Origin of the sequence: Sphingopyxis sp. C-1 (genome assembly GCF_001047015.1) — a bacterium.
Taxonomy (GTDB): domain Bacteria; phylum Pseudomonadota; class Alphaproteobacteria; order Sphingomonadales; family Sphingomonadaceae; genus Sphingopyxis.
This window is the reverse complement of sequence record NZ_BBRO01000001.1, coordinates 2,041,090-2,055,305: the sequence shown is the minus strand read 5'-3', so window position 1 is coordinate 2,055,305 and position 14,216 is coordinate 2,041,090. Positions and strand designations below refer to the sequence as shown.

At 60.0% G+C, this 14,216-nt stretch carries 20 protein-coding genes; all 20 read left to right on the top strand.

Annotated features, from left to right (window positions below; translation table 11 throughout):
- Nucleotides 1–114 precede the first annotated feature (114 nt).
- On the top strand, nt 115–1,530 hold the full coding sequence (locus SC1_RS09590; RefSeq protein WP_238586640.1) for an AAA family ATPase: 1,416 nt from the start codon (nt 115–117) through the stop codon (nt 1,528–1,530).
- Nucleotides 1,430–2,104, top strand: coding sequence for a Lar family restriction alleviation protein (locus SC1_RS22640; RefSeq protein ID WP_083435773.1), 675 nt, complete (start codon nt 1,430–1,432; stop codon nt 2,102–2,104). Before SC1_RS09590 ends, SC1_RS22640 begins: the two co-directional genes overlap by 101 nt.
- Nucleotides 2,101–2,277, top strand: a complete 177-nt coding sequence (locus tag SC1_RS22195; protein ID WP_193749144.1) for a hypothetical protein — start codon at nt 2,101–2,103, stop codon at nt 2,275–2,277. The genes SC1_RS22640 and SC1_RS22195 overlap by 4 nt, the downstream gene beginning before the upstream one ends.
- On the top strand, nt 2,270–2,764 hold the full coding sequence (locus tag SC1_RS09580; protein ID WP_062180627.1) for a hypothetical protein: 495 nt from the start codon (nt 2,270–2,272) through the stop codon (nt 2,762–2,764). The genes SC1_RS22195 and SC1_RS09580 overlap by 8 nt, the downstream gene beginning before the upstream one ends.
- A gap of 249 nt (nt 2,765–3,013) precedes the next feature.
- Nucleotides 3,014–3,331, top strand: coding sequence for a hypothetical protein (locus SC1_RS09575; RefSeq protein ID WP_062180624.1), 318 nt, complete (start codon nt 3,014–3,016; stop codon nt 3,329–3,331).
- Complete coding sequence (locus tag SC1_RS09570; RefSeq protein ID WP_062180621.1) at nt 3,328–4,626, top strand: PBSX family phage terminase large subunit; 1,299 nt, start codon at nt 3,328–3,330, stop codon at nt 4,624–4,626. Before SC1_RS09575 ends, SC1_RS09570 begins: the two co-directional genes overlap by 4 nt.
- Nucleotides 4,623–6,653 carry a hypothetical protein gene (locus SC1_RS09565; RefSeq protein ID WP_062180619.1) on the top strand — a complete coding sequence of 677 codons (2,031 nt, stop codon included), beginning with the start codon at nt 4,623–4,625 and terminating at the stop codon, nt 6,651–6,653. Before SC1_RS09570 ends, SC1_RS09565 begins: the two co-directional genes overlap by 4 nt.
- Nucleotides 6,650–6,850 (top strand): hypothetical protein, encoded by a 201-nt coding sequence (locus SC1_RS22190; protein ID WP_062180616.1) that lies wholly within the window; start codon nt 6,650–6,652, stop codon nt 6,848–6,850. The genes SC1_RS09565 and SC1_RS22190 overlap by 4 nt, the downstream gene beginning before the upstream one ends.
- A complete protein-coding gene (locus SC1_RS09555; RefSeq protein ID WP_152682352.1) occupies nt 6,847–7,122 on the top strand; it encodes a hypothetical protein in 276 nt (91 codons plus the stop codon). Before SC1_RS22190 ends, SC1_RS09555 begins: the two co-directional genes overlap by 4 nt.
- Nucleotides 7,123–7,156: 34 nt before the next feature.
- The gene (locus SC1_RS22185) at nt 7,157–8,134 is read left to right on the top strand and encodes a hypothetical protein (RefSeq protein ID WP_062180610.1); all 978 of its coding nucleotides are present in this window, start codon (nt 7,157–7,159) and stop codon (nt 8,132–8,134) included.
- A 3-nt stretch (nt 8,135–8,137) separates the two neighbouring features.
- The gene (locus SC1_RS09545) at nt 8,138–9,109 is read left to right on the top strand and encodes a DUF5309 family protein (RefSeq protein WP_062180607.1); all 972 of its coding nucleotides are present in this window, start codon (nt 8,138–8,140) and stop codon (nt 9,107–9,109) included.
- Between the two features lie 49 nt (nt 9,110–9,158).
- Nucleotides 9,159–9,332: a head fiber protein gene (locus SC1_RS21835; protein WP_152682350.1), complete on the top strand. Its 174-nt coding sequence runs from the start codon at nt 9,159–9,161 to the stop codon at nt 9,330–9,332.
- Nucleotides 9,333–9,344: 12 nt separating this feature from the next.
- Nucleotides 9,345–9,485 (top strand): hypothetical protein, encoded by a 141-nt coding sequence (locus SC1_RS22180; RefSeq protein ID WP_193749143.1) that lies wholly within the window; start codon nt 9,345–9,347, stop codon nt 9,483–9,485.
- Nucleotides 9,482–9,802, top strand: coding sequence for a hypothetical protein (locus SC1_RS09540; protein WP_062180604.1), 321 nt, complete (start codon nt 9,482–9,484; stop codon nt 9,800–9,802). Before SC1_RS22180 ends, SC1_RS09540 begins: the two co-directional genes overlap by 4 nt.
- Before the next feature lie 7 nt (nt 9,803–9,809).
- The gene (locus tag SC1_RS09535) at nt 9,810–10,442 is read left to right on the top strand and encodes a hypothetical protein (protein WP_062180602.1); all 633 of its coding nucleotides are present in this window, start codon (nt 9,810–9,812) and stop codon (nt 10,440–10,442) included.
- Nucleotides 10,439–11,842, top strand: coding sequence for a hypothetical protein (locus SC1_RS09530; RefSeq protein WP_062180599.1), 1,404 nt, complete (start codon nt 10,439–10,441; stop codon nt 11,840–11,842). Before SC1_RS09535 ends, SC1_RS09530 begins: the two co-directional genes overlap by 4 nt.
- Nucleotides 11,843–11,966: 124 nt before the next feature.
- The gene (locus SC1_RS09525; RefSeq protein ID WP_062180596.1) at nt 11,967–12,284 is read left to right on the top strand and encodes a hypothetical protein; all 318 of its coding nucleotides are present in this window, start codon (nt 11,967–11,969) and stop codon (nt 12,282–12,284) included.
- Nucleotides 12,284–12,682 carry a hypothetical protein gene (locus tag SC1_RS09520; protein ID WP_062180593.1) on the top strand — a complete coding sequence of 133 codons (399 nt, stop codon included), beginning with the start codon at nt 12,284–12,286 and terminating at the stop codon, nt 12,680–12,682. Before SC1_RS09525 ends, SC1_RS09520 begins: the two co-directional genes overlap by 1 nt.
- A gap of 30 nt (nt 12,683–12,712) precedes the next feature.
- Nucleotides 12,713–13,357, top strand: coding sequence for an HNH endonuclease signature motif containing protein (locus tag SC1_RS22635; RefSeq protein WP_202966793.1), 645 nt, complete (start codon nt 12,713–12,715; stop codon nt 13,355–13,357).
- A 52-nt stretch (nt 13,358–13,409) separates the two neighbouring features.
- Nucleotides 13,410–14,216 (top strand): hypothetical protein, encoded by an 807-nt coding sequence (locus SC1_RS09515; RefSeq protein WP_062180590.1) that lies wholly within the window; start codon nt 13,410–13,412, stop codon nt 14,214–14,216.

Sequence of the window (14,216 nt, the reverse complement as noted above, 5' to 3'; positions counted from 1 at the left end):
CGGAATGTTCGCACGGTCGGAAGAACAAACGGGACCGGTGCCTTTCGGTCTTTCAGGTGGACGGTGGATTGGCGTTTCGGTGCCACAATTGCGGAATGACGGGGCTCAACGATGATGCAAGACGAACACAAGCAGTGGCTGGACAAGCGGCGGATCGACCCGGTGCTGGCCGAGAAGTTCGGGCTCACCACGAAGCGCGGCGCCTCCGGTCCGTGGCTGGCGGTCCCGTATCGCCGCGACGGGCAGGTCATAAACCACAAGTACCGTCGCACCGAAGCGAAAGACCATCGCATGGATCAGGGGGCGGCCCTCGTCCTGTGCAACCGGGATTGCATGACCGACCCGGAAGTTCTGGCGGGGGCGCCGGTCATCATCACGGAGGGCGAGTGGGACATGCTGGTGGCGATGACGGCGGGCTGCCGGTTCGTCACGTCGGTGCCCAATGGTGCGCCGGCCACCTCCGCCGACAACCCGTTTGATGAGCGCCGGTATGAATATATCCACTCCGACCGGTCGGCGATCGATCAGGTAAAGACCTTCATCATCGCCACCGACAATGACGAGCCGGGGCGCGTTCTCGCTGAGGACTTGGTTCGGCTGCTCGGTCCTGAACGGTGCAAGTTCGTCACCTACCCCGACGACTGCAAGGACCTGAACGATGTGGCCATGATGCACGGCCATGCTGCGGTATCGGATCTCATCATCCATGCGAAGCCCTATCCGGTGAAGGGGCTCTACCGGCTCGACGACTTCCCCGAACCGCCGCCGATCCAGTCGCTGCCAATCGGGATCGAGGGGCTGGACGATCTATTCCCCCTCACCCCGGGCACCTTCACGATCATAACCGGCTACGCTGGTCAGGGCAAAACCTCGCTCCTGATGGTGATGCTGGGGCTCCTGCTCCGTAAGGGCGTCCCGATGGCGCTCGCGTCGTTCGAGACGATGGTAAAGCCCATCCTTCAGCGCCGGATGCGTGCCGCGATCTACGGCTGCGGCGAGTTTGACCAGGTTGCGCGCTCACCGGGCCGCGCCGACGAAATCCTGCGCGAAAAGTTCGGCGTCATCGCACAGACCAGCGACGACGAAGACACCGACATGACGCTCGAATATCTGATCGAGCTGGCGAAGGTGGCCGTGCTCCGCGATGGAATCCGGCTCCTGGTCATCGACCCTTGGAACGAAATCGAGCACAAGCGCGGTAGCGACGAAAGCGAGACGGATTACACGGGGCGCGCTATCCGCGAATTGAAGCGCTTCGCCCGCCTCTACAATTGCGCTGTCTGGCTGGTCGCTCACCCTCGTAAGCCGCATGGCGACGGCACGCCTAAGGCTCCGAACCTCTATGACCTCGCAGGCTCCGCCAACTTCGCGAACAAGGCTGATTACGGGCTCGTCGTCCACCGCCCCGATACGAGCAGCAACCTTGTCGATGTCCGCGTGCCCAAGGTCCGCATGGGCCTTCCGGGCAAGATGGGCAAGGTCACGCTCGAATGGCACGCCGATGCGTCCACCTACAGCTGGGTCCCGTGACATGGCACCCCACCAACTGGAAGCCACCCCGCACCGGGGACGCATTGCTCAAGGTCAAGTTCCGCGACGGCACGACGAGCAAGACGGCCCACCCGGCAGCAAAGTGGACTTGGGCAAATCGGAAATACGCTTTCGATATCATCGCTTGGAGCATCGAACCATGACCACCCCCAACCTAACCCTCCCCCCTCCTCTACAAGATACAGGACCGCTAGAGACGATGGCGAGAGAACTTGCGCCGTGTCCATTCTGTGGCACGGATGAATTTCTGATGCTCTCGAATAGCCTGCTCGGCGTTCATTCGTTCTGGCAGGTCGAGTGCGGCTGCCACGCATCCGGCGCTCCAGAGATGTTGCGCGAAAACGCGATCAAGGTCTGGAACACGCGCCCGCCGACCGTACCACGGAAGCTATATGACGCCATCGGTGGCTTGGTCAGCGAGTGCGCCGATCAGCGGGACATCTATCCCGATGCCGCCACCGCTGTCGAAGCGATCACCAGCACCGTGAATGAAATCTATGCGTGCATTGAGGGCGGCGTTTTCGGTCCTCTCAATACCAAGGAGGGGGAATGAAGGCCCTGATCTTTCGTTTCGTGCTCGTCCCGCTGATCAGCCGAGACCAGCGATTGCGTGTCGCCGGTCTTCGTCCTGACCGCTGGTACTGGGCCGACCTTCTCGCGGCTCGCTGGGGCATGTGGGCACACGACGATTATCCAATGAATTTCGGGGGATCAAGCAATGGCTAAGGGGGGCACTAAGCGCAAACAGCGCAAGGTTCGAATGCCGGAGGATCGGCGCGACGCCGGCACGGACGCAGCCCAGGCAAAGCGGGCTCAGTTCGGGACCGATGGCTGCGACGCGATCGGCCGAGCCTACAGGGCTGGCCTGCTGGGCGAGGATGGCCAGCGGCTCCTACAGACGGGCCGCAGCATCAACCGCGCCTATTGGGCAGCATATGGTCAGTATGGCTTGTCCTGTACGCTGGGGGTGCGCACGGGCCCAGCCAACGACGATGATAACGGCCTGGCCCGCGAGAAATGGTTGAACGCCACGATCCGCGAAATCGACGGCATGGGCCGAGGGCATCGCAAGGCGTTCGACAGCTTGTGCATCGACTTTCACCCCGACTACGGCCCCGACTGGCTGGACAGGCTCATCGCCAAGGAGCCGCGGCAACCGGACTGGTCGCAGCTTGTGAAGGCGCTTGAGGTGCTCGATGAATTATCCGATTGATTTTTGCGAACCAATCTGTTAGCGGCACTCTCGTATCAACGTGGCGAAGTGCGCCACAAGCAGGGGCTGGCTTCGCGCTGGCCCTTTTCGTTTCCGGCGTGTTGATCCCTTGCACGCCCTCCCGCCGCCTTCATCCGACGCATCGTAATAGCTCAGACTGGTAAAGCGGTCGGCATCTGTTGCGCGGCGGGAAAAATTCACGATCCGAAACCGCCCACCCTTTGGGAGCGGAAAGAGAGGATTGGCCCCATGACCGCCATTACAAAAGTAGTAAAGTCCAGCAACCGCGGCGCGAAGCCTGGGGAGCGCAGGGGTGGCCGCACTAAGGGCACGCCTAATCACGTCACCGTGACGCTCAAGGAACTGGCGCGACAGCACACAGACGGCGCACTGAAAGCGCTGGTGAGCATTCTCGCAGGGGGCGAGGGCATCCCGGCAGCGGCACAGGTCGCAGCGGCGAAAGAGATTTTAGACCGGGGGTACGGCAAGGCCAGCATGGTTCTCTCTGGTGATGAGGACGGCGGCCCGATCAAGGCGATTACCGAAATCCGCCTTGTGAGCGGATGAGGGTAGACGTCCAGCTTCCTCCGAAGCTGATACCGGTATTCACTGGCCCTGCACGATACCGCGGAGCTTACGGCGGGCGTGGGTCAGCAAAGACGCGCAGCTTCGCCAAGATGGCGGCGATACATGCGCACCGCTGCGCACAGGCTGGCAAGGAAGGAATCATCCTCTGCGTCCGTGAGTTTATGAACTCACTCGACGACAGTTCGATGGCAGAGATCAAGGCGGCGATACGGTCAGAGGAATGGCTGCTCCCGCACTTCGATATTGGCGACACATATATTCGCACCGCCTGCAAGCGGGTCGAGTTCGTGTTTGTGGGGTTGTCCCGGCATCTGGACAGCATCAAATCTAAAGCTCGCATTCTCTTGTGCTGGGCTGATGAGGCGGATCCGATCACGGAAACGGCTTGGGAAAAGCTGATACCGACCGTCCGCGAGGATGACTCGGAGATTTGGGTAACGTGGAACCCCGAGGTGGAGGACAGCGCGACCGACCAGCGGTTTCGCAAAGACCCACCCGATGGCGCCAAGATTGTCGAACTGAACTTCACCGACAATCCATGGTTTCCCTCCGTGCTTGAGGCGGAGCGCAAGAGCGACAAGGAAAAGCGGCCGCACAGTTACGAGCACATCTGGGGCGGCGCTTACAAGACTCATTTCGAGGGAGCGTACTTCACCTCGCACCTGACCGCCGCGAGGGAGGCTGGCAGGATCACGACTGTTCCCGAAGATCCGCACATGGTGATCCATCTGTTTGCGGATATCGGTGGCACAGGGGCCAAGGCTGATAATTTTGTGTTCTGGGCCGCCCAGTTCATCGGCCTGACGATCAAGTGCGTGAACCATTACGAGCAACAGGGGCAAACGATCGGCGCCCATCTGCTCTGGCTGCGCAAGCAGGGATACGAGCCGGGGCGCGTAAAGATTTGGCTGCCCCATGATGGCGAGCAGCAGGAAAAGACGATTGATACGTCATACCGCAAGTCTTTCGAGGATGCGGGTTACGACGTCGAGGTGGTCCCGAACCAAGGCCGTGGCGCTGCGATGCAGCGGGTTGAGAAGGTCCGAGAGCATTTCTCCCGCATCTGGATTGACGAGACGAAATGCGACGGCGGGCTCAAGGCCATCGCCGCCTACCACGAAAAACGCGACGAGAAGCGCAAGGTAGGGCTCGGCCCTAACCATGACGGAAACAGCCACAGCGCCGACGCCTTCGGCCTCATGTGCAGCGTGTACGAAGAACCAAAACAGCAAGCACCGCTTGACCTGTCTAGATTGATGAAAGGGGTAGCATGACGCCAGAGCCCCTGACCGAAGACGAACTGGTCAACGCCCTCAAAAACGAAGCGGACAGCGCTTGTACGTTTCACGATACTACACTGGCAGAGCGCCAGGAGCAGTGTTTGAAATATTACGACGGCGATCCATTCGGCGACGAGGTGGAAGGGCTGTCTCAAATCGTCCTGCCCGACGTCGCCGAGACGTGCGACTACATGACGATCAGCGTCCTCCGCACGTTCGTTTCCGGTGATCGCGTCGTCGAGTTTCAAGCGAAGCGTCCCGAGGAAGAGGAGGCTGTCGATCAGGCGACCGAATCGATCCACCAGATATTCATGCAGCACCAAGACGGCTATCGAGTGCTGCACGACTGGCTTAAGGCCGGTTTGATCGAGATCATCGGCGTCGTGAAATCCTGCGTGGTCGAAGAGGACGCTGTTGAGGAACAGGTGTTCAACGCGACCGAAGAGGAGCTTGTCGCGGCGATGGAGCGCGGCGAGGTCCCGGAGGATGCGGACATCGCGCCCAGCGAAGACGGCATGCTCCGCATCGTCGTCAAGCAGACCATAAAGCGGCGATATTTCTACGACTACACGGTCCCCAGCGAGGAGTATCGGTTCTCTGCTCGGGCTCGCCATGAGGACAAGGCGGATTATCAAGCCCATGTTTGCCGTAAGACCCGCTCCGATCTCGTTGAGATGGGCTTCGACGTCGACACAGTTTATGAGCTTTCGACCGGCGATGACACGATCTGGAGCGATGGGCGCGCGCAGGAGCGCGACGAGGATTACGACCGGGGCTGGTCGGACACCCGACAGGCTTCGATGCAAGAGCTGGAGCTTTGGGAGGAGTATATCCGCATCGATGCGGATGGTGATGGCGTTGCGGAGCTTCTGAAATGCTTCCGTGTCGGCGATCAGTTGCTTTCTAGTGAGATCGTCTCCGATCATCCGTTCACGGTGTTTTGCCCATTCCCCCGGCCTCATCGCATGGTGGGTGACAGCCTCGCTGAAAAGGCGATGGACATTCAGCGCATCCGTTCGGTCGTTGCTCGCCAGTTGATGAACGGCATGTATCTGACCAATATGCCGCGATATTGGCTGCCACAGGAGAGCACGACCGAAAACACGATCGCTGACCTGCTCACGATCATTCCCGGCGCCCCTGTCCGCGGTAAGGGCACCGCGCCGCAGCCTCTCAATGACGGCTTCGATATTGGTCAGTCGCTTGGTGTGCTGGAGTTCTGGAGCGGAGAGAAAGAAAGTCGCACCGGGATTACCCGGATGAACCAGGGTCTTGATGCCGACACGCTGAACAAGACGGCGACCGGCACGGCGCTGATGCAGGCCCAGGGCCAGCAGTACGAAGAGTTCATTGCTCGCAACTTCGCTGAGTGCGTCGGCCGTATGTTCTGGCGTAAGTATCGGCTGGTCAAGGATGCTGGGGAGCCGTTCACCGTGAAGGTTGGCGGGGCCTATGCCACCGTGGACCCAACGCAATGGCCAGACGAGCCCGACATGGTGATCCGCACCGGCCTTGGCACGAACCGCAAGGAATACCGCATCGCTCAGCGCATGCAGCTTCTGGAGGTCCAGAAAGAGGCGTCGATGATCGGCCTCGCTAGCAAGAAAAAGCTGTTCAACGGCGCCGCCGGCATCGTTCGTGATATGGGCATTGGTCAGCCTGATGACTTCTTCGACGACCCGGACACGAACCCGCAAGCAGAACAAGAGCAGCCCGATCCTGAGGTGATGAAGGCCCAGATGCAGGCCGACGCGCAGAAGGCGAAAATCGAGGGCGAGCAGCAATTGTCCGCGGTCAAGTTGGAAATCCAACGCGAGGAAGCGGCGCAAAAACAACAGTTAGCCCGTGAAGAGGCGGAGTTTGAAGCGCAGTTGGCAACAGAGAAGTTCCAGTTTGAGCAGGATCAAGCCCGGGCCCGCATGATGTTTGAGGCCCAAATGGCCCGCGAGAAGGCCGAGACTGACGCCGCAGCGCGCGTCGAGATCAGCCAGAACCGGCCCGGTGGGGATCTGGATAAATGAGCCGGTATTTCAGCAAGCGACCGAGGGCGGAGGGATGGTGCGGTGATGATCTGTTCGAAGATGAGTGCGGCGGGTTTGCGCCTGCGATCACCGTTGATGAGCATATCTCCACCGACACTGGCCTATTGGACGCCGATGGCAATGCTATTTGGCGCGCGCCTAACCCCGTTGGCTTTGGCCGGGATGAAGAGTGGTGATCGACCCCAAGGCCCGCTCTGACCGTTGGCGCTCGTTCTACGAGGAGGACGGCGGGCTTCGCGACATGCTGCTTGATCTGCGACGTGCGTATTTCGAACGCGCAGCGGCATTGGGCGCGCGGGACACTGACGGGCTCTGGAAGCTTTCGATTGCATCCAAGCTCGTAGACGAACTGGATCGCCATGTCGGCGCGGTCATCGGTGCCGGAGACATAGCCGCCCAGCAGGACGAGCATCTCGCTCGCATCCGCAAGGTCGGGAAATATTTTTAAGCCGCGCTTCGGCGCATAATCATGGAGTGATGTCATGGCCCATCCGAACGAAGGTTCGGAAGCTGTTGACGTGCCCGAATCCCAAGGGGATGACGGCGCTGTCGCGGCTTTTGCGGATTACCTCGAAAACGAGGACGAAGAATTGCCTGAGGATGGCGATGCTGACGAGGATGACTCAGAGGCCGAGCTAGACGAAGGCGAGGAAGCAGACGGAGACGAACAGGAAGGCGACGAACCGGGAACGGCCATCGAAGCCCCTGTCAGCCTGAATGCGGACGAGAAAGCGGTATTCGCGCAGCTTCCCCCGGAAGCCCAGCGCGCATGGGCCGCCAGCGAAACTCGCCGCAATGGGCAAGTCCAGGATGCGACCACAAAAGCCGCCAATGCCCAGCGTGCAGCGGAAGCTCACGCAGCGGAGGCGCACAGTAAGGCGAAGGCGGTATTCGCCGAACAGCTCGCGCAGTTCGCGGGCCACTTTTCCCCGCAGACACCCGATCCTGAACTGGCTCGGGTGAACCCGGGGGAATATATCGCGCAGAAAGCCCAGTACGACGCCATGAAAGCTCAGCACGATCAAATCGTGCAGCAAGTATCGGCGCTCGGTGAGGAGGCTGCGCAGGAAATAGACCAGGCATTCATCCAACAGCGTGACCGGGAACTTCTAGCCATCCCAGAGGTCGCGAACGAGGAGACGCGTGACGGCTATTTCGGGCGAGCATTCGAAGCGGCGCAGGCGCTTGGTTACGATCGCGAAATCCTCCTTCGGGATGGCAACGCGACCGACTTCAAGGCGCTGGTGTCCGCTCAGGGCTGGAAAGAGAAAGCCGACAAATACGACGCCATCATGGCGAAGCAGATGCGGCGCGTGCGCGATGCAAAGACCGCCAAGCCGGGTGCAGCCCAGCCGAAAGGCAGCCGCACTACCCGTGCCCTCACAGACGCAACCACAAGGCTCCGCAAAACCGGCAGTGACGCCGATGCAATTGCGGCCTTCGAAGCATTGGGAATTTAAGAAATGTCTGTACCTAGTAATACCTTCCAGCGCGCCGGTAAGGTCGCTGTTCGCGAAAGCCTGCACGACACGATCAGCAACATCGCGCCGACGCAGACCCCTTTCATCTCCAACATTGGCAGCGACAACGCCAACCAGACCTATGAGGAATGGCTGACGGACACGCTCGCCGCAGCCGATGCCGACAACAAGGTCATCGACGGCGACGACGCTGGTAACGATGCGCTCGGCGATGCCGTGCGTCTCGGCAACTATACCCAGCTCATGGACAAGGTCGTCGGCATCTCGACCACCACGCAGGCTGTGAAGTCGGCGGGCGGTCAGACCAAGATGGCCTACCAGATGCTGAAGAAGTCGAAGGAATTGAAGCGCGACATGGAAAAGCGCGCCTGCGGCAACTATGCCGCAGTTCCTCTGGCCAACGGCACCGCGGGCGAAACCGCCGGCATGGTCGCGTTTATCCGCACCAACGGATCGCGTGGCGCTGGTGGTGCGGCCGCGACCCTCTCGGGTTCGACCGCTGGCTATATCAACGCCGCTGCCACCAACGGCACCCTCCGCAACTTCACCGAAGCGCTTCTTAAGGATGGTATCCAGGACGCGTGGAACGAAGGCGGCGAGCCGACGATGGCGCTGATGTCCGGCACGCTCAAGCAGACGGCCTCGTCGTTTGCCGGTATCGCTGATATCCGCAAGGATGCCCCCGGAAGCAAGGCTGCGACGATCATCGGCGCCGCCGACGTTTATGTCTCCGACTTCGGAAACATCTCGTTCACGCCGTCACGCTTCACCACGGGCCGCGACGTTTCGATCATCGATACGTCGCTTTGGGACGTTCTGTACTTGCAGCGCTTCAACACCGACGCGCTTGCGAAAACGGGTCATGCCGATCGCAAGATGCTCGCGGTGCAGTGGACGCTCAAGTGCGCCAACGAACTGGGCAACGCCAACGTCGCGGACGTTCAGGCGGCTTAACTGATTGGGGAGGGCTTCGGCTCTCCCCTTTTCTTTGAGGAGAAACGAGATGGCTGCTGGTTCCCCAGTATCCCAGCGTAACGGTCGTGCCACGACCGCACGACCCGGCACCGTGTTGCAGGCCGCAACACAGGCTGATTCCGTTGCTGCGACGGTCGGCGCCGTGGTGACCGACTTCAACGCATTGCTGGCGAAGCTCCGCACCGCCGGCATCATCGCATAAGGAGCGAAGACAATGACCAACGCAAAAAGCTACGTCGTCACCGAGGGCAATATCGCCTTCGATAAGGACGGCAAGAAATGCCTTGAAGGCGATGAGATCGAACTGACCGCCGAACAGGCAAAAGCGCTCAAGGACGCGGGCGTCGTCGAATGAAGAAGTTCCTGCTCGACTTTGATCCTCTCCACGGCGTTCGCCAATATTACGGGGTGGACACGGACGGGCAGGAATATCTCATCGACGAGATCGATGCGCCGACGACCAAGGCCGTCATCGACCATAACAAGCGCATCGAGGGAACAGGGATGGGGCACGAAATGCGCCTTGCTGCCTCTGTGCCGGTTCAGGTGCAATATGAGTGGCTCGATAAATACGGGATCAACATGTGGGACCCGAACCACAAGCAGGGCGTCGTTCGTCTGCTGAACAGCAACGAGTACCGATACCTTCGCGTCAATCACTTCATGATGTGAGGTCGCTATGACAATCGTTATTTCGACCGAAGACAGTGTTCGGTTTCAGACATTGGCAGGGCTCAAGGACTCGATCTCTGCGCGTCTTGATCGCTCGTTCGATGACGGCGATCTCACCGATTTTATCTACCTTGCTGAGCGCGAAATGGAGCGAGTTCTGCCCGTCGCTGCACGCGAGACCACAACGGCGTTTTCTGTCAACGGGCAGACGGCTGCCCTCCCTACCGACTTCAAGGCGGTAAGGCACATTACTGTCGGTGGCGGTGAACCGCTGAGCCTCGCAGCCCCTTCCGTGGTGGCGAGCAATAAATGCTCGGGCTACCCGAATGCCTACGCCGTCATCGCCCAACAGCTTTGGTTCTCCCCTATCCCGAATGGGGCGCAGAACGGCACGCTGGTTTATGAGAGAAAAATCCCTGCGCTGACGGAATCGTCTCCGAGCAACTGGGTTCTGCAATCTCACCCGGACGCCTATTTCTATGGCGCACTCGTGCAGGCTTCCGACTTCATCGAGGATCCAACCAAGATCGGACGCTACCGGACCATGTTCGAAACCGTTCTGGGCCAGATCGTCGAGGAAAGTGAGCGCTACCGCAATAATGGCGCTCCGATGAAGCCGACGATGATTGGCGTGGTGTGAGGATCGACCTCCCGGCGTATCTGCCGGATCAATCCATCAACAGCGGCGTCATCACCATAGCGGAAAACGTCTATCGAGCCGCAGACGGCTATCGGCCAGTCGGTTCGTTCCTGAGCAACTCCACCGCCCTGCCCGCGCCCTTCAATGGCGGCGGGGCGTTCATTTCGACAACCGGGACTAGCTATCTTCTCGCGGGCACGACCGAGACGCTTTCGCGCTACTCTGCGGGCGGATGGGTTGACCTGCTTACCGGTCTGACGGTCGCCAACCGCTGGTCGTTTGTCCAGTTCGGTGACTTTGTAATTGCCGCCAATGGGGGTGACACGCAAGCGGTTGACCTGAACGCCGGCACCGCCGCCGATCTTACTGGAGCGCCATCGTTTGCCGCGGTGAATGTCGTTGGCGATTATGTCGTGGGCACGCAGGCGAACGGGGATATCCTGCTCGTTCAGTGGTCCGCCTACAATGATCATACCGAGTGGACGCCGGGCGAGAATCAGAGCGGATTCCAGCCCATGCTCACGGGCGGCGAGATCATGGGGCTCGCGGGGGGCGAGTTCGGCGTTATTCTCCAGCGTGGCAGGCTTGTTCGCATGTCGCGCACAGGAAGTGCGGACGCACCGTTCCAGTTCGACGAGATCACCCCGAATGTCGGCTGTGCCTCCAAGGGGTCGGTTTGCCAGCATGGGCGCTCGGTGTTCTTCCTGTCGGATCGCGGCTTCATGGCATGCGAGGACGGACAACTACCGGTCCCGATCGGCAACGAGAAGGTTGACCGGGATTTTCAGTCGCAAGTGCCGCGAGATGAATGGCATCGCATTCATTCGGCGGTTGATCCTCGCCGCACGCTGGTAAGCTGGGCCCTCCCCGGCAACCCCGGCAAGGAGTGGATCTATAATTGGACGCTCCAGGAGTGGTCTACGGCCGCTTATCGGGTCGATGGCATCTTCTCGGGCTTCACCTCGTCGACGGATACCGACAATACGGGAATCACGAACACTGACGCCGATCCGGAACTGACGGTCGATGACCCTCGGTTCTCTGGCGGAGCGCCGCGCTTGTTCGCGGTTCAGGACGGGCAAATCGGTACGCTGGAGGGCCCGCCCCTTGCCGCACGCATCAACCTTGGCTTCGTCGAGTTCTCCAAGGATCGCGTTTCGCGGCTTCGTTCATTCCGTCCTGTGGGCGATTTGACGGCAGCATCATGCATTCTCGACTGCCGCCAAAGGCTTGGCGATGCGGAGAATTTGAGGACGACAGGCTCGCTAAGGGATAGCGGGATAATGCCAGTGAGGGCGAGCGGGAAATATGTCGCCACGCGGCTGTCGATCCCTGCCGCGCACCAGTGGAGCTATATCCGAGCCTTCGAATATGAACTGGAAAGCGGAGGTACACGATGAGCCTCCCGACCATCCCAGAGACGTACACGAACAAGGATTGGCCCCGCAAGGTCAAGCAGGCAGTGGACGCGCAAAACAAGGCACTGGCAGCCGTTCCTAGCCGCGCGAAGTTGAGGTTCGTCGCGTGAGCGAGACATGGGGGGCGCTGGCGCAGTCACTACCCGCCGCAACGACACTGACGGACATCTACACGGCAGCGAAGAGGGGCACCGTCGAGGTAATCGCCTGCAACCGCAGCTCGTCGACAACAATCCGGATTTCGCACGCAATCAACGGAGCTGCCGACACTGGCGCTCAATACCTGATCTACGATGCAGCTCTCGCGTCAGGGGAAACGAAAGTGACAGCGCGCTTCACGGTGCGGGCTGGAGATATCTTGCGCGGCTACTCGGCATCGGGGGCCGTCGCGTTCAACGTCAACGGAATTGAGGAAGACGCATAATGGCAAACGCGCTGTACCCGAAATGGAAAGAGGCCATTGTCCAGGCTTCGTCCAACTCCTCGCTTGGCGGCACGGTCAAGGTCGCGCTCGTCGATACGGGCACCTACACCTATTCGTCGGCACATGAGTTCCAGAGCAGCCTTTCGGGCGTTGTGGGCACGGCTCAGACGCTCGGCACCAAGACCTACACTAACGGCGTGTTCGATGCGGCTGATGTGACCTTTACCGCTGTCTCGGGATCGTCCGTTGAGGCGCTGGTGATTTACATCGATACTGGCTCGTCGGCTACGTCGCGGCTGGTCGCCTATATCGACACGGGCGTCACAGGGCTTCCGGTCACGCCGAACGGCGGGGATATCGGCATTACTTGGTCGGGATCAGGTATATTTCAACTTTGAGAGTGTAATCTTCCATGTTATGGCTGAAGGATGAAAAACCTTCTCCCAAGAAGCCATGTTTCCGACGATGGAACGATTTGGTACATTAAACCCTCAGGCATTCGTCAACGCGCTAAAATACAACGTTGCTTAACTTGCCTTGAGGAGTTTGCCACTTTCCCGCGAGGAGGCTTGAGCTACTGCGGGAAAGTTTGCTACCGGAAACGATGCAAACGCTGCGGCAAGGATTTCAATCCGTCTACTCCTCGCGCGGTTTACTGCTCCAAAGGCTGCAAGCAAAAATCAGCCTCCTGCGAGAAGTGCGGGGTAATATACGTCGTAGGCAAGGGGTCGCAGGGTCGCTTCTGTTCGCTGACCTGTTTCTATGAGAATGAGTGCCCAACAGGCTCAGTGCGCGATGCTGGAGACGGCTACAAAATCATCAAGGTTGCTCCAGGGACCCCAAACGCCAAAAAGTTTGGGACGGGCGCGAATTGGATGCTTGAGCACCGCTTTGTGATGCAGGAAAAGCTCGGCAGGCCGTTGGAGAAGAATGAGAATGTCCATCACATCAACGGGCGCAGAGACGACAACCGGCCAGAAAATCTAGAGCTTTGGAAAAGGTCACAGCCAGCCGGGGTGAGGTCTTCAGACTATCACTGCCCGGGTTGCCGCTGCCACGAACACGATCCGTAAATCCAAGGCCGCAGCCTTTCGGATACGATCAAGCACATTCGGAAGGTAATACATGGCAATCAGCAGCCTTGACGGTGTAATTGCGGGTGCTCAGGCGCCGCAGCCGTTTATCAAGACCGGCATTGCCACAGCGGCAGTCGGCGCGATGCGTGGATATAGCCTGTGGTACGCTGTCGGCAACCCGGGCGCAGCATCAGCAAACGCAGCAGGCACAGGCGGTGCGGCGGTCAGCGGGGCAACGGCGGGCGCCATCACGCGCACCAACCCCGGATCGGGCAACAGCTATCTCTCCCGCTTGGCCATCAACGCCTCAACCGCTGGCACATTGTGGCTGATTGATCGCCTTTGGCATAACAGCGGGCTTTCGGTAACGTCAACGTCCGCACAGGGCATCACGCCTGCCACGCTCCCGGCTCGGGACGGCAACGGCGCAACGAACGGCGCCAACGTCATGGCGGCGGTGGAATGGTCGGGAACTGGTGGATCCGGAACGCCGACTGTCACGCTCACCTATACCGATCAGGACGGCAATACGGGGGCAACGGGGACGCTCACGGGTGTGACGACGCCACCGGTTGGGACGTTCGAGATTTTCACGTTGGCGGCTGGCGATACGGGGGTACGTGCACCGACAAGCTTTATCCAGACGGCCACCCGAACCAGCGGAACCATGCATCTCGTTCTGTTTCGCGTGCTGGCGCAGATCGAGGTAACTTCTGCGAATATCGGCAATGCGATCGATGCCCTGACCTCGGGTATGCCGCGGATATACGATGACAGCGTGCTGCAGCTTGTGTGGTTTCCGAGCGCGACAACCGCGACCAACTTCGTAGGGCAGTATATCGAGGCGCAGGGGTAA